We start from the raw sequence: 14,581 nt of genomic DNA, 5'->3' as shown, positions 1-14,581 counted from the left end.
AATTACTTCGGCTGCATGCGGATCGCGCCGTCCAGGCGGATCGTCTCGCCGTTCAGCATGGTGTTCTCGATGATGGCTTTGGCCAGGTGGGCGTACTCGGTGGCGCGGCCCAGGCGCGACGGGAACGGCACCATCTTGCCGAGCGAGTCGCGCACTTCTTCGGGCATGCCCATCAGCATCGGGGTTTCGAAGATGCCCGGGGCGATGGTCATCACGCGCACGCCGCTGCGGGCCAGGTCGCGCGCCATCGGCAGGGTCATGCCGGCGACCGCCGCCTTGGACGAACCGTAGGCCGCCTGGCCGATCTGGCCGTCGAAGGCCGCCACCGAGGCGGTATTGATGATCACGCCGCGCTCGCCCGAGTCCATCGCTTCGGTCTTGCCCATCGCGTCAGCCGCCAGGCGCGCCATGTTGAAGGTGCCGACCAGGTTGATGTTGACGGTGCGCTGGAACACATCCAGCGGATGCGGGCCGTCCTTGCCCACGGTTTTCACCGCGGGGGCCACGCCCGCGCAGTTGATGAGGCCGCGCAGCGTGCCCATCGCCGTCGCTGCGGCAACGGCGGCCAGGCCGTCGGCCTCCGAGGTCACGTCGCACTTGACGAACTCGCCGTCCAGTTCCTTGGCCAGCGCGGCGCCGGCTTCGGCCTGCACGTCGGCGATCACGACCTTGCCGCCCGCTTCGGTGATCATGCGCGCGGTAGCAGCGCCCAGGCCCGACGCGCCGCCGGTAACGATGAAGACATTGTTTTGGATTTGCATGTGTACTCCCCAGAAAAAGTTCTTTTTTTAACGTTTACGTAAACGTCAACCACCCGCGATTGTAGCGAACTTTTGGGGAAGCAAGCCGAAAAAATGGCATTAAAAACACTGGATGGTGGTGCCGGTGCGGGTACAGTTGCGCCCTTGCGGGTCGAGCACGGTATTGCCAACCCCGCCCGTATAGCGGGTACCGCTGGTGTCGTTGCAGACGTTGCCGATACAGCTGTTGACCTGGACCGGGGACGGCGGCTGCACGGTCGCCAAGGGCGAAGGCAGCATGGGCTGCGGCAGTGTGCCAGTCACGGCGTTGCCCCGTGCCGACGGGTACAGGGTCGGGCCATACGCTTCGGTGGGCGGCGGCGCGATGCGCGGCACGCCCTCGACCACCTGCCGCACCGCGCGGCGCTTGATGGGCTTTTTCTTGAGGAGCTTGGGATCGGGCTTGAGCTTGTTGGCGGCGGGCGCCGCTTCGGCCGGCCCGGGGGCCGACGCCAGGGCGCCGGCCGGCAGGCCCGCCGCAAGCAGCAGCACTACGGCGGAATTCAGGATTCGCATGGCGGCCTCCCGCATCAAGGTGGCGTCCATTATCCCCCATCACCTGCATGGTGGCGCGGCGCGAAACACCTTGTAACACGATGGCCCCGGGATCGCGGAACCACGCGCATGGCCCCGTGCTACCATGGGCAACATGAACACAATGACAAGGAAACACCCATGAACACGCGCTTATTCCACCGCATGTCGCTGTGCGCCGCGCTGGTGGCGGCAACGGGAACGGCGCTGGCCGCGAACGAAACGGCCGCCCAGTTCGGCTGGCTGCAGGGATGCTGGCAAGCCACCGGCGGCGAGCCGGGATCGGGCGAAACCTGGACCTCGGCCGCAGGAGGCACGCTGCTTGGCCTCAGCCGCACCGTCAAGGGCGGGCGCACGGTTGCGCATGAGTTCGTGCAGATACGTGAAACCGAACCGGGCAAGCTGGCCTATATTGCGCTGCCGTCCGGACAGGCGCAAGCCACCTTCCCGCTCGCGCATGCAAGCGACAAGCGGGTGGTGTTCGAAAACCTCGCCCACGATTTTCCGAAGCGGATCATCTACCGCCGCGAAGGCTCGCGGCTGCTGTTCGCCCGCGTCGAAGGCGAGATCAAGGGCAAGCTGAAGGGCATCGATTTCCCGATGGAGCGCACCAGCTGCGACCCTGGCTGAGCAGGCGCCGGCTGGCGCCGCTCAGTTAGGCTGAGCGCCTTCGCGCATCACGCCCCTGAGTCCGGCGCGCAGCTCAGGCGTATCCTCGTGTCCATGCACCGATACAGCGTGCTGGACGGCAGCTTCGATCAGTTCCTTCTCGCTGTCCGCGGCGATGGAGATGGTGCATTTCGAGTCGCTGGGCATCTCGCGGCAATCGATATATTTGCGTGACATGACGGCCTCCCTGAAATGGGACTGGGAGTTTCAGTATAAGCGCACCCCGGCGAGGTGCAAGCGGCGCATCGGCCGCCTGCAGTCGTTGCACGAACCGGGGCCGGCCGGCCCCGGCTTCTCCTGCCCTAGCGGTATGCGGCGGGCGCCGCGGCCGGCGCTGCGGTAGCGGCAGGCATGGCCGCGGCGGGCGCATGCGCCGCCACCGGCATCTTCACCGCAACCCAGCCGGTGGCCGGCAGCAGCGGCACCAGCAGCAGCGCCACGATGTTGATGATCTTGATGAGCGGATTCACTGCCGGGCCGGCGGTGTCCTTGTACGGGTCGCCCACGGTGTCGCCGGTGACGGCCGCCTTGTGCGCTTCCGAGCCCTTGCCGCCGTGGTTGCCGTCCTCGATATATTTCTTGGCGTTGTCCCAGGCGCCGCCGCCGGTCGTCATCGAAATCGCGACAAACAGGCCGGTGATGATGGTCCCCATCAGCAAGCCGCCCAGCGCGGCAGGGCCGAGCAGCATGCCGACCACGATCGGCACCACCACCGGCAGCAGCGAAGGCAGCACCATTTCGCGGATCGCCGACGCGGTCAGCATGTCGACCGCCTTGTCGTATTCCGGCTTGCCGGTGCCTTCCATGATCCCCTTGATGTCGCGGAACTGGCGGCGCACTTCGATCACCACCGCGCCGGCCGCGCGCCCCACCGCTTCCATCGCCATCGCGCCGAACAGGTAGGGAACCAGGCCGCCGATGAACAGGCCGACGATGACCATCGGGTTCGACAGGTCGAAGGAAATCGTGTGGCCCACCGATTCCAGCGCATGGGTATAGTCGGCGAACAGCACCAGCGCGGCCAGGCCGGCCGAACCGATCGCATAGCCCTTGGTGACGGCCTTGGTGGTATTGCCCACCGCGTCCAGCGGGTCGGTGATCGCGCGCACCGAATCGGGCAGGCCGGACATCTCGGCGATGCCGCCGGCGTTGTCGGTGATCGGGCCATAGGCGTCGAGCGCGACGATGATGCCGGCCATCGACAGCATCGAGGTGGCGGCGATCGCGATGCCGTACAGTTCGGCCATCTGGTAGGACGCAAGGATGGCGGCGCATACGGCCAGCACAGGGTAAGCGGTCGACTTCATCGACACGCCCAGGCCGGCGATGATGTTGGTGCCGTGGCCGGTGGTCGAGGCTTCGGCGATGTGGCGCACCGGCTTGAATTCGGTGCCGGTGTAGTACTCGGTGATGTAGACCATCAGGCCGGTCAGCACGATGCCGACGACCGAGCAGCCCATCATCGCCATGCGCATCGCATCGTCATGCCATACTATCCAGGTGACCACGCCGAAGCCGATCAGCGACAGGCCGGCGGCCCACCACAGGCCGGTGTACAGCGCCGACATGATCTTCTTGCCCGGCTTGGCCTTGACCAGCGAGCAGCCGACGATGGAGCCGAGGATCGACACCGCGCCAAGCAGCAGCGGATAGATCATCGCCTCGGTGGTGGCGTTGGTGATCATCAGCGCACCCAGCAGCATGGTGGCGATCAGCGTGACCACGTAGGTTTCGAACAGGTCGGCGGCCATGCCGGCGCAGTCGCCGACGTTGTCGCCGACGTTATCGGCGATGACGGCCGGGTTGCGCGGGTCGTCTTCCGGGATGCCGGCTTCAACCTTGCCGACCAGGTCGGCGCCGACGTCGGCGCCCTTGGTGAAGATACCGCCACCGAGACGGGCGAAGATCGAGATCAGCGAGGCGCCGAAGGCCAGCCCGATCAACGGCTTGATCACGTCATGCGACGTGAGCGCGCTGCCCGCGGCCTGCATGGTCAGCATCCAGTAGAACAGGGTGACGCCGAGCAGGCCGAGGCCGACCACCAGCATGCCGGTGATCGCGCCGCCCTTGAACGCGACGTCGAGGGCTTCGTTCATGCCACGGGTTGCGGCCTGCGCGGTGCGCACGTTGGCGCGCACCGAGACATTCATGCCGATGAAGCCGCAGGCGCCGGACAGCACGGCGCCGATCAGGAAGCCGAGCGCGGTATCGAGGCCCAGCAGCGCGAAGATCGCGATCAGGAGCACCACGCCGACGATGGCGATGGTGCGGTACTGGCGCGCGAGGTAGGCCGCGGCGCCTTCCTGGATCGCCTGGGCGATCTCCTGCATCCTTGGGTTGCCGGGATCCTGGCGGAGGATCCAGGCGCGCGACCAGAGGCCGTAGATTACTGCGATGACGCCACACACAACTGCAAATACGAGAAAGCCCGCTGCCATAAAAGTCCCCTTGTTTTTCTTAAATCAAGTAACACAAAAACACATCCGAAAGACCGTCAAACCGATCAACCTTACTGCGTACTGCACAACTTTGAATCTGAAAACGTGGAGACAGGCCGGCTGGCGCATGCAGGCGCGCGCTTTTCCGCCGCGGTCCGGCTCATCAATTCGGCACAAAAAAAAGCGGACCGAAGTCCGCTCCTTTGGGGGTGTCAGCCCGCCAGCGCCGCGAACGCGCGGTCGCGCACTTCGTCGACTGGGCCGACACCGGAAATCTTGCGGTATTTCGGCGCGCCAGCCAGGCCGGACTTGGCCCATTCGTTGTAGTAGCCGAGCAGGACTTCGGTCTGGTTGTGGTAGACGCCGAGACGCTTCTTGACCGTCTCTTCCTTGTCATCGTCGCGCTGCACCAGCGGTTCGCCGGTGATGTCGTCGGTGCCGTCCGCTTTTGGCGGGTTGAATTTGGTGTGGTACACGCGGCCGGAAGCCGGGTGCGAGCGGCGGCCGCTCATGCGCTCGACGATCAGTTCGTCCGGCACGTCGATTTCGAGCACGTAGTCGACATTGATGCCCGCTTCCTTCATTGCGTCAGCCTGGGCGATGGTGCGCGGGAAGCCGTCGAACAGGTAGCCGTTGGCGCAGTCCTTGTCCTTCAGGCGGTCCTTGACCAGTCCGATCATGATGTCGTCGGACACCAGGCCGCCCGCGTCCATCACCTTCTTGGCGGCCATGCCAAGTTCGGTTCCGGCCTTGATCGCGGCGCGCAGCATGTCGCCGGTCGAGATTTGCGGGATGTTGTATTTTTCCTTGATGAAGTTAGCCTGGGTGCCCTTGCCGGCTCCCGGTGCTCCTAACAAAATGAGACGCATGAAGAATTCCTGGATTGATTTGAAATGATTTTAGTTAGCGCAACAAAACACATTGATGCATATCTGACTACCTTGGTACGAAACTTACCACAAAAGTCCTGCACTACGCCAATATGAAAATGCCGCTCCGATTTTTTGCTTGATCTGGCGCAGGGCCCTGTCAGATTCGCGAAAGCTTCGCGTGGATCTGCTGTTCCCGCGCATGGTGTTCATTCCGCCGCGAAGTGCTTTTGCACGCGCTCCAGGTCCTCAGGCGTGTCGACGCCGGCCGCCGGCGCGCTGCTGGTGATGTGGACCGCGATCGGGTAGCCGTGCCACAGCACGCGCAGCTGCTCGAGCGCTTCGGCTTCCTCGATCGGCGCCGCCTGCAGGCCGGGATAGGCTTGCAGGAAGCCGTTGCTGTAGGCGTAAAGCCCGATGTGGCGCAGCGGCGCATACCCATCGGGCAGCACGTCCTTCGACTGGGCGAAGGCGTCGCGGTGCCAGGGGATCGTGGCGCGCGAGAAGTACAGCGCGCGGCCGTTCTTGTCGAGGACGACCTTGACCACGTTGGGGTTGAAGCAGTCCGACGCGTCCAGCAGCGGATGGGCGCAGGTGGCCATCGGCACGTCGGCGGCGATGCGGGCGGCGCAGGCGGCCAGCAGCGACGGGTCGATCAGCGGCTCGTCGCCCTGCAGGTTGACCACGACGGCGTCGTCATCGAGCTCCAGCGCGCGCGCCACTTCTGCGATGCGGTCGGTGCCGGACGGATGGTCGGAACGGGTCATGAAGGCTTCGACGCCGTGCGCGGCGCAGGCCGCGGCGATGTCGAGGTGGTCGGTGGCGACGACCACGCGCTCGGCGCCCGACAGCGCGGCGCGTTCGGCCACACGCACCACCATCGGCTTGCCGCCCAGGTCGGCCAAAGGTTTGTTCGGCAGCCGGGTCGAAGCCAGCCGCGCGGGGATGATGACGATGAAGCCCATGATCAAACCGGCTCGATCTTGCGCGCCTCGTCGGCCCACATGATCGGGATGCCGTCACGGACAGGGAATGCGAGGCGGTCGGGGCGGCAGATCAGTTCCTGCGCCTTCTTATCGTATTCGAGCGGGCCCTTGCACAGGGGGCAGACCAGGATATCAAGCAGTCGAGCATCCACGACATTTCTCCACAATTTGTTCGGCCAGCGCGCGGTCGAGCTGCGCGCTCACCGGGACGACCCACAATCGGGGATCGCCCACAAGATTTTCAATTTGCCCACATTTTACTGCATCCTTCTCGGTGATCAGGATGAGGTCCGCGTTGACGTGGTCAAAAGGGTGGTCGAGGAAGTCGTGATGGTCGGGCAGCGGCAGCTCGCCGAAGGCCAGTCCGGCGCCGCGCAGCATGTCGAAGAAGCGCTGCGGGTTGCCGATGCCGGCGGCGGCCACGATGCGCTTGCCGGCCAGGGAAGCGAGCGGCACGCGCGCCCCGCCGGCCAGCGGCTCGGCATATTCGCCGGCCAGGCGCATCTGGAAAGGCTGGCCGCCGACCGACTGGATCAATCCGGGCGCCAGCTGCGGCGCGTTCACCACCGTGAAGTCGCGCCGGCGCGAAGGCGGTTCGCGCAGCGGGCCGGCCGGCAGCAGCCAGCCGTTGCCCACGCCGCGGCCGTCGAACAGCACCACTTCGACGTCGCGCTGCAGGGCGTAATGCTGCAGGCCGTCGTCGGCCACCAGCACATCGACCGAGGGATGCGCGGCCAGCAGGGCCTGGCCCGCTTCGGCGCGCTTGCGCCCGACCACCACCGGACAGCCGGTGCGGCGCGCCATCAGCAGCGGCTCGTCGCCCACTTCCTGCGCGTTCGATTGCGGCGTCACAGCGCGCGGCGCGCCGCCCTCCTCGCCGCCGTGGCCGCGCGAGATGATCCCGGGCGTGAAGCCGGCGTCGCGCAGCGCTTCCACCAGCCAGATCGTCAGCGGGGTCTTGCCGGTGCCGCCGATGAAGATGTTCCCGACCACCACCACCGGCACCGGCAGACGGGTGGACGCCAGCACGCCCGATTTGAACAGGCGCGCGCGCAGCGCAGCCAGCGCGCGGAACAGCAGCGACAGCGGCCACAGGGCACAGGCCAGCGCGCCGCGGCGCAGCCAGGCGCGGGTGAGCGTCGATTCGAGGGAAGGTCTGGTGGATGCCATGCGGTGGCGGGCGAAGCGACAGCTCCGCCCGCGCCTTTACTTCTTCGTGCCCGTCTGGGCGGCGAAGGTGAGCTTGTCGTAGCCGGCGATGCGCGCCGCTTCCAGCACGTTGATGACCATCTGGTGCATCGCGAACTGGTCGGCGTTGATCACGACGACGGGGCTGTCCCCGGGCCTTGCCAGCGGCTGGCCGTCGGGCCCGGTGCGCGCCGCGTTCCGCATTTCCTCGGCCAGGCCTGCCACGCTGTGGAAGGACACCGCTTGGTTGTTGATGGTGTAATTGCCCTTGGCGTCGACGGTGACGTTGATCTCGAACGGCTTTTCCAGCGCCTTTTCGGCGTCGGCGGTCGGCAGCGTGATCTGCAGCTCGGTGAATTTGCTGTAGGTGGTGGTCACCATCAAGAAGATCAGCACCACCAGCAGGACGTCGATGAACGGGATCAGGTTAATCTCCGGATCCTCGCGGCGGCGCCCACGGCGGAAGTCCATCATTTGCGGGCACCGTGCACGACGTCGACGAACTTCACCGCCTGCAGTTCCATGTCGATGATGAAGCTGTCGACCAGGGCGCGGAAGTGGCGGTAGAACAGCAGCGCCGGCATCGCGATGGCCAGGCCGAAGCCGGTGTTATACAGGGCGACCGAAATACCGTGGGCCAGCTGGGCCGGATTGGCGCCGCCGGTGGCGTTCTGGGAACCGAAGATCTCGATCATGCCGACCACGGTGCCGAACAGGCCCATGAGCGGCGCCAGCGAGGCGATGGTGCCGAGGGTGGTCAGGAAGCGTTCCAGCACGTGGGCCACGCCGCGCCCTGCTTCCTCGATCGATTCCTTCATCACATCGCGCGGCGCGTCGACGTTGCGCAGGGCCGCGGCCAGCACGGTGCCAAGCGGCGAATTCTGTTCAAGCGTGTTGACGATCTCCGGCGTCACCTTTCCGCCGCGGTAGACGCGCACCACTTCGTCGAGCAGCTGCTTCGGCAGGATCTTCGCACGGCGCAGGTAGATGAGGCGTTCGATAATCAGCGCCAGGGCGACGACGGAGGCGAACAGCAACGGCCAGATGGGCCAGCCTGCAGCTTGGATAATGGCGAGCAAAACGAACTCCTGAAGAAATGGGATAGCCGTATGGGAACAACCCCGGCAATGTAACGTGTTGCCAGCGTTGCGGCAAGTAGGGTTCTGCACACCTTTTGTGGATAAGATTGTGCGCAAGCGCATATGCATACTGCTAAGTCGCTGATTACATTCGATAATTTCATTCTGATTAAAATCAAGGCAGGGCAAAAAACGGGCCTCCGGGCAACTTTCCCCGTCCCCGGGTGGCCTGTCCAGTCGATTCACCGTTTCCCACTTGCAAACAAATTCTGTGGATAAAATTGTTAGCAACGGGCAGTGCACGATTGCAAGTTATTGATTTAATTCAATAATATCATCGCGCTCAATTTTGTGGCAGGATCTCCTGTTGCCGGACTGGCAGCTGTCCTGTTCATTTCTGCACAAGTTTTGTGGACAAGATTGTGAGCAAGGGTCGTATCGAAATCCTAAGTGATTGAAATCATTCAATATCTTTCAGGTGCTTAAAGATGTGGCAGTGCATTTTTGAGCATGCTTGTTCGCCCGGTGTGGGCTTCTGCACAATTTCTGTGGATAAAAGTGTGAGCAAGAACTTCACCCGCACCTAAGCTCGTTGATTTATAACACTATTCTTGCCATGCGTAAATTCTGAGCACGGGGCCGAAACCGGCGATTTTCCCTCGTCCAAACAGGTAAACCGGGGCAGAACGGGGCACCCGGATCGCCCGGCTGGATAACTTGTACCCTCATGCACAACTTCTGTGGAGAAGATTGTTAGCAAGCCTCCCAACACTCGCCAAGTATATTGATTTCATTGGATATTTTGTCGCCGCACAAAATTCAGGCAGCGCCTTTCCGACCTGAATGGCGCGTATCCGGGCGGCGTTGTGCACATCTTCTGTGGACAACATTGTGCGCAATAACGTTGACGTAAACGTAAGCTGTTGATTTGCAAGAACAATTTCCATTAGCACAAATTTTAACCACGGAAATCAGCCCTCCCCCACCGAAACTTGCTCACACATTCTGTGGATAACTTTGTGAGCAAGCACCGCTTCTCAATGCAAAGTCCTTGATCCATAAAGGAATTTTGTCCGTGCGGCAAAATATGGCAGCGCCTTTTTTGCTTGGTAAACAAGTACTTACGCGCTACCCTTGTCATCCTGATCGGTTTGTGACATAAGCATGACCGCCCCCGCCAACTGTGGATGACTAGATGCAAAACGACTACGACGCCGACCCCGGCTATGCCGCGCCTCCGGTTCTGACGGTCAGCGCGCTCAACGCGCAGGTAGCCCGCCTGCTCGAGCGCAGCTTTCCCCTGACATGGATCGCCGGCGAGATCTCGAACTTCACGCGCGCCAGCTCCGGCCACTGGTACTTCACCCTGAAGGACGACGCCGCCCAGGTGCGCGCTGTGATGTTCCGCGGCCGTGCGCAATTCGCCGGCTTCACCCCGCGCGAAGGCGACAAGGTCGAAGTGCGCGCCCTGGTCACGCTGTACGGCGCGCGCGGCGACTACCAGATCAACGTCGAAGCGATCCGCCGCGCCGGCGTCGGCGTACTGTATGAAGCCTTCCTGAAGCTCAAGGAAAAGCTGACGGTGCAAGGCCTGTTCGACCAGGAACGCAAGCGCGCGCTGCCGATGTTCACGCGCTCGGTCGGCATCGTTACCAGCCCGCAGGCGGCGGCGCTGCGCGACGTGCTGATCGCGCTGCAGCGGCGCGCGCCGCACCTGCGCATCGTGCTCTATCCGGCGCCGGTGCAAGGCCAGATGGCGGCCCTGAAGATCGCCGACGCCATCGCCACCGCATCGCACCGCGCCGAGGTCGACGTGCTGCTGGTGGTGCGCGGCGGCGGCTCGATCGAGGACCTGTGGTGCTTCAACGAAGAAGTGGTGGCGCGCGCGATCGCCGGCTGCAGCGTGCCGGTGATATCCGGTGTCGGCCACGAGACCGACTTCACGATCGCCGACTTTGCGGCCGACATCCGCGCCGCCACGCCGACCGCCGCGGCGGAGCTGGCGGCCACGCCGCGCGCCGACTGGATGGCGTCGCTGGCGGGCGACGCCACCGACCTGCGGCGCGCGATGCGGCGCATGCTGTCCGAGGCCAACCTCAACCTCGACAACTACGCGCGCCGGCTGCTCAGCCCCTCGGCCCAGATCGGGCACCAGCGCCTGAAGCTGGCCGGCATGGCGACCGCCCTCACCCACGCGGTGCGCGGCCCGGTCAACCGCCACAGCTTCACCCTGGCGCAGCTGCGCGGACGCTGGGCGCAGCACCGCCCGGACACGCGCGCTCTGCGCGCCGAGCTGGCATCGCAGCAGCGTCACTGCGGCGCCAGCATCGCCAGCCAGCTGGCCCAGCGCAAGGACGCGCTGGCGGCACTGTCGGCCCAGCTCGAGCTGCTCAACCCGCAGCGCACGCTGGAACGTGGCTATGCGATCGTGCGCGACAGCCGCGGCAAGGTGCTGCGTTCACCAGGCGCGATCAAGCCTCGCGACACGCTGACGGTCAGGCTGGCCGAAGGCAGCGCCGAAGTCGGCGTGGCCAGCGTGCAAACCCTGCTGGAATGAGGGTCAAGCTTTACAACATGAAGCAATGTGCAACGAAACCCGAGACGAATTACAATAAGCGTCGCTACTGAAGAACCAACGCATTTCCAATCGATAAAGGACAACAACATGGAACACACCCTGCCGGCACTGCCATACGCAAAGAACGCACTCGCACCGCATATCTCGGAAGAAACGCTTGAGTATCACTACGGCAAGCACCACCAGACTTACGTTACCAACCTGAACAACCTGATCAAGGGCACCGAGTTCGAGGCCATGACGCTGGAAGAGATCGTCGTGAAGTCGAGCGGCGGCATCTTCAACAACGCGGCCCAGGTATGGAACCACACCTTCTACTGGAAAGGCATGAAGCCGAATGGCGGCGGCCAGCCTGCGGGTGCGTTGGCTGACGCGATCAACGCCAAGTGGGGTTCGTTTGACAAGTTCAAGGAAGAGTTCACCAAATCGTGCGTCGGCAACTTCGGTTCCGGCTGGACCTGGCTGGTGAAAAAGGCCGACGGCGCGGTCGACATCGTCAACACCTCGAACGCAGGCTGCCCGCTGACCAACGGCGACACCCCGCTGCTGACCTGCGACGTCTGGGAGCACGCCTACTACATCGACTACCGCAACCTGCGCGCCAAGTACGTTGAATCGTTCTGGGGCCTGGTCAACTGGGACTTCGTCGCCCAGAACCACGCGTAGCAAGCGCACCCCCCGAAAAATCCGCTCCGGCGGATTTTTTTTCGCCAATCTTTCTAAAATCGGGGTCAGACCACCATTGTCGAAATGTTTCGCAAATTGTGGTCTGACCCCGATTTAAGAAACGTTTCCCAAAGCAAAAATGTCGTCCAAATGTATCGAATTGTCGGGATAAGCCTGCAATTGTGCATGGATGGATGGGCTCTTATACAATGGTTGGTTAGGGAGACTTGTCATGCATAGATTATTGCTGGTGGAGGACGATGCGCGCCTGGCGCAGCTCGTCACCGAATACCTGACCAATTATGAATTTGCCGTCGAACTCGTCACGCGGGGCGACGAGGCGCTGGAGCGTTTCAAGGCCATCCAGCCGGACGTGGTCGTGCTCGACCTGATGCTGCCCGGCCTCGACGGCATGGTGGTGTGCCGCCAGATGCGCGAGCTGGGCGAGGTGCCGATCCTGATCCTGACCGCGCGCGAGGATTCCTACGACGAGGTGTCGGGCCTGGAACAGGGCGCCGACGATTTCGTCAACAAGCCGGTGCAGCCGCGCGTGCTGCTGGCTCGCCTGCGCGCCTTGATGCGCCGTTCGCAGAACAAGGGCGCGCCCGATACCGGCGTCATCACCTTCGGCGCGCTGACCATCGCCACCAGCGACCGCAGCGTCGTCTGGCGCGGCCAGCCCTGCGTGCTGAGTAATACGGAGTACAAGCTGCTGCTGGTGCTGGCCGAGTCGGCCGGCACCGTGCTGTCGCGCGATGCGCTGCTGAAGAAGATGCGAGGAATCGAATTCGATGGCCTGGACCGCAGCATCGATAACTGCATCTCCAAGCTGCGCCGCAAGTTCGACGACGCCGAGTCGGAAAAAATCAAGACGGTGTGGGGCGAAGGCTACTTGTTTTCGCCGTCGGCCTGGGCGTAAGCCCGGCCATTTATTCGATCAGTGCCGCAATCGACAGCGGCACGTTCTTGGTCACCACCTGGCCGCGGTCGGCGTCGGCGAAGCGGTAGTTGACCACCCTGAACTGCGCGTTCGGGTCGTCCGCGAACGCCGCGCCTTCCACCGCCGGCAGCAGCGCTTCGGCCTTGTCGGCTCCCCTCACCCGCACACCCGGATCGACGTCCATGCCGGCAAAGGCAAAGCGCACGCCCACGCACTTGCGCGAACGCGCCGCCGCGTCGACGTGGCGCTGGAAGGCCAGCGCCTGCTCGCATGCCGCGCGCAGCTCGGCCACCTCGTACACGCCGTCGGCCTGCACCACGATCGATACGCGCGGGCGGAACACGAACTGGCTCACCTTGCGATTCACCACCAGCGCGGCGTTTTCGTCATAGGCCGCTTTCAGCAGCGGGAACACGGTACGCCCTTCCGGGTCGAGCGCCAGGTTGATCTGCACGGTCTTGCCCTGCAAGCTCAGTTGCACGCCCTGGAGGCTGACGCCCTTCTCGCGCGGCATGACCTGGTAATGGTTCTGCAGGTAGTTCTTCGGCTTGCCGTACTTTTCGAATACCACCATCGCGCGGTAGGCGTCGCGGTAGCTCACCCATTCCCCGGCCTCGGCCCGGGCCGCGCCGCTGCCTGCCGCAAGCAGCAGCATGGCGACGAAAGCCGGAAGGTGACGGGAAACGCGCATGGTCAGAATCGGTAGGCCAGTGCCGTCGAAACGGTCAGGTTGGTGGGCCGCTCGGTGAGCGGGCTGTCGGCGGCGCTGCCGCGCAGGCGCGTGGCCTGCACGCCGGTGACGAGCAGCCACGACGGGCTGAACGACCAGTTCCAGCGTGCAGTCGCATGGATGTCCTTGAGGCCCCCGCCGGCTGCATATTCGGGGTTGATGCTGCGCACGGCTTCATCCGCGCTGATGCCGAAGAAGGCCTGGTTGTGGCTGCGGTTGGCCAGGGTCGCGCCAACGCCCACCGACACGAAGTGGTGCGGCCCGAGATCGGCGCCGATGTGCTGCAGCCCGACGCGCCACAGGGCGCCATTGCGCCCGTTGCCCGAACCGTAAAGCAGCGTGTTGGTCACGCGCAGCTGCGGCGTCAGGTAGTAATTCAGGAAGCCGCCCGCCTGCAGGCGCGTGTGCTGCACGTCGACGCCGGTCAGGCGGTTCACCACCATCCCGGCCTTGTTCGGCGAGGGATCGCGCACGATGGTGTGGCCGGTGCCGGAAAATACCGCGCCGATGTCGTCCGACAGCCCCTTTTCGCTGCGGCGGCGCTGCACCGCCAGCAGCGGGCCGAACTCCAGCGAAGGCTGGTTCGACAGGTGCATACCCGCGCTCAAGCCGGAGATGAACACGCCGTTGCTCCATGCCGCCTGCAGTACCGGCAGCGCCTGTTCGCGCCGCTCGTCCGCACCCTCGTAGACCGGCGCCGAGGCGACGCCCAGCCCGACATACATGTCGCGGCTGCCGTCCGGCATCGGATTGTTGGCGGGCGTCTGGGCGGCTGCTGTGCTGCAGGCGCCGGCCAGGGCGAGGGCAAGAAGCTTTTCCATTTTTCAGCTTGTGGGAGTTCGAGTGGACGACATTCTAATGTGTGCCGCCCGACAACCCAACAATTGCCTCACTTGAGGACCTGCACCTGTGAACTAAATTCCACAGGCTCGTCCGACCGCGGCACCACTACCAGGTGCGCCGGGTTGACCAGCGCCAGCGTGCAGACGGCCTGCGGACCCGGTTCCCAGTCGGTGCGCACCACCGTGATGGCACCGTTTTCGCGATACACGTCCGTCACTTCGGTCGAATAGCAGCCGTTCGGACGGGTGCCGATGAACACGC

17 protein-coding genes are annotated in these 14,581 nt (G+C 64.1%); 4 read left to right on the top strand and 13 right to left on the bottom strand.

Going from position 1 to position 14,581, the window contains the following annotated elements; genetic code table 11:
* Positions 1–2: 2 nt before the first annotated feature.
* Both D3872_RS14710 and D3872_RS14705 read right to left on the bottom strand, forming a co-directional pair.
* A complete protein-coding gene (locus D3872_RS14710) occupies positions 3–761 on the bottom strand; it encodes a 3-hydroxyacyl-CoA dehydrogenase (protein WP_119811511.1) in 759 nt (252 codons plus the stop codon).
* A 99-nt stretch (positions 762–860) separates the two neighbouring features.
* The gene (locus D3872_RS14705) at positions 861–1,316 is read right to left on the bottom strand and encodes a hypothetical protein (RefSeq protein WP_147373890.1); all 456 of its coding nucleotides are present in this window, start codon (positions 1,314–1,316) and stop codon (positions 861–863) included.
* A 159-nt stretch (positions 1,317–1,475) separates the two neighbouring features.
* Between D3872_RS14705 and D3872_RS14700 the strand changes: the two genes are divergently transcribed.
* A complete protein-coding gene (locus D3872_RS14700) occupies positions 1,476–1,964 on the top strand; it encodes a DUF6265 family protein (RefSeq protein WP_119811509.1) in 489 nt (162 codons plus the stop codon).
* Between the two features lie 21 nt (positions 1,965–1,985).
* Here D3872_RS14700 and D3872_RS14695 read toward each other — a convergent pair whose 3' ends face one another.
* The 8 genes from D3872_RS14695 to D3872_RS14660 form a co-directional block, all read right to left on the bottom strand.
* A complete protein-coding gene (locus D3872_RS14695; RefSeq protein ID WP_119811508.1) occupies positions 1,986–2,180 on the bottom strand; it encodes a DUF1059 domain-containing protein in 195 nt (64 codons plus the stop codon).
* Between the two features lie 125 nt (positions 2,181–2,305).
* The gene (locus D3872_RS14690; protein ID WP_119811507.1) at positions 2,306–4,441 is read right to left on the bottom strand and encodes a sodium-translocating pyrophosphatase; all 2,136 of its coding nucleotides are present in this window, start codon (positions 4,439–4,441) and stop codon (positions 2,306–2,308) included.
* A gap of 212 nt (positions 4,442–4,653) precedes the next feature.
* Positions 4,654–5,310 carry an adenylate kinase gene (gene adk, locus D3872_RS14685; protein WP_119811506.1) on the bottom strand — a complete coding sequence of 219 codons (657 nt, stop codon included), beginning with the start codon at positions 5,308–5,310 and terminating at the stop codon, positions 4,654–4,656.
* Between the two features lie 209 nt (positions 5,311–5,519).
* Positions 5,520–6,275, bottom strand: a complete 756-nt coding sequence (kdsB, locus tag D3872_RS14680) for a 3-deoxy-manno-octulosonate cytidylyltransferase (RefSeq protein WP_119811505.1) — start codon at positions 6,273–6,275, stop codon at positions 5,520–5,522.
* 2 nt (positions 6,276–6,277) lie between these two features.
* Positions 6,278–6,448: a Trm112 family protein gene (locus tag D3872_RS14675; RefSeq protein ID WP_119811504.1), complete on the bottom strand. Its 171-nt coding sequence runs from the start codon at positions 6,446–6,448 to the stop codon at positions 6,278–6,280.
* Positions 6,429–7,466 carry a tetraacyldisaccharide 4'-kinase gene (lpxK, locus tag D3872_RS14670; protein ID WP_119811503.1) on the bottom strand — a complete coding sequence of 346 codons (1,038 nt, stop codon included), beginning with the start codon at positions 7,464–7,466 and terminating at the stop codon, positions 6,429–6,431. The genes D3872_RS14675 and lpxK overlap by 20 nt, the downstream gene beginning before the upstream one ends.
* A gap of 36 nt (positions 7,467–7,502) precedes the next feature.
* Positions 7,503–7,955 carry an ExbD/TolR family protein gene (locus D3872_RS14665; protein WP_119811502.1) on the bottom strand — a complete coding sequence of 151 codons (453 nt, stop codon included), beginning with the start codon at positions 7,953–7,955 and terminating at the stop codon, positions 7,503–7,505.
* Positions 7,955–8,563 carry a MotA/TolQ/ExbB proton channel family protein gene (locus D3872_RS14660; protein ID WP_119811501.1) on the bottom strand — a complete coding sequence of 203 codons (609 nt, stop codon included), beginning with the start codon at positions 8,561–8,563 and terminating at the stop codon, positions 7,955–7,957. The genes D3872_RS14665 and D3872_RS14660 overlap by 1 nt, the downstream gene beginning before the upstream one ends.
* 1,195 nt (positions 8,564–9,758) lie before the next feature.
* Here D3872_RS14660 and xseA point away from each other — a divergent pair.
* The 3 genes from xseA (at position 9,759) to D3872_RS14645 (ending at position 12,726) form a co-directional block, all read left to right on the top strand.
* Positions 9,759–11,120 (top strand): exodeoxyribonuclease VII large subunit, encoded by a 1,362-nt coding sequence (xseA, locus tag D3872_RS14655; RefSeq protein WP_119811500.1) that lies wholly within the window; start codon positions 9,759–9,761, stop codon positions 11,118–11,120.
* A 108-nt stretch (positions 11,121–11,228) separates the two neighbouring features.
* Positions 11,229–11,807, top strand: a complete 579-nt coding sequence (locus D3872_RS14650) for a superoxide dismutase (protein WP_119811499.1) — start codon at positions 11,229–11,231, stop codon at positions 11,805–11,807.
* Between the two features lie 232 nt (positions 11,808–12,039).
* Positions 12,040–12,726 (top strand): response regulator, encoded by a 687-nt coding sequence (locus D3872_RS14645; protein ID WP_119811498.1) that lies wholly within the window; start codon positions 12,040–12,042, stop codon positions 12,724–12,726.
* 10 nt (positions 12,727–12,736) lie between these two features.
* Here the strand turns inward: D3872_RS14645 and D3872_RS14640 are convergent, their stop codons facing one another.
* The 3 genes from D3872_RS14640 to D3872_RS14630 form a co-directional block, all read right to left on the bottom strand.
* Positions 12,737–13,438, bottom strand: coding sequence for a hypothetical protein (locus D3872_RS14640; protein ID WP_229459337.1), 702 nt, complete (start codon positions 13,436–13,438; stop codon positions 12,737–12,739).
* 2 nt (positions 13,439–13,440) lie between these two features.
* Positions 13,441–14,298, bottom strand: coding sequence for a MipA/OmpV family protein (locus tag D3872_RS14635; protein WP_119811497.1), 858 nt, complete (start codon positions 14,296–14,298; stop codon positions 13,441–13,443).
* A gap of 68 nt (positions 14,299–14,366) precedes the next feature.
* Positions 14,367–14,579 carry a protease complex subunit PrcB family protein gene (locus tag D3872_RS14630; RefSeq protein ID WP_220476942.1) on the bottom strand — a complete coding sequence of 71 codons (213 nt, stop codon included), beginning with the start codon at positions 14,577–14,579 and terminating at the stop codon, positions 14,367–14,369.
* Positions 14,580–14,581: the final 2 nt, after the last annotated feature.

This window comes from Massilia cavernae, assembly GCF_003590855.1.
Taxonomy (GTDB): domain Bacteria; phylum Pseudomonadota; class Gammaproteobacteria; order Burkholderiales; family Burkholderiaceae_D; genus Telluria_A; species Telluria_A cavernae.
Note: the sequence above shows the minus strand (reverse complement) of the source record. Positions and strands in the feature narration are given on the sequence as shown.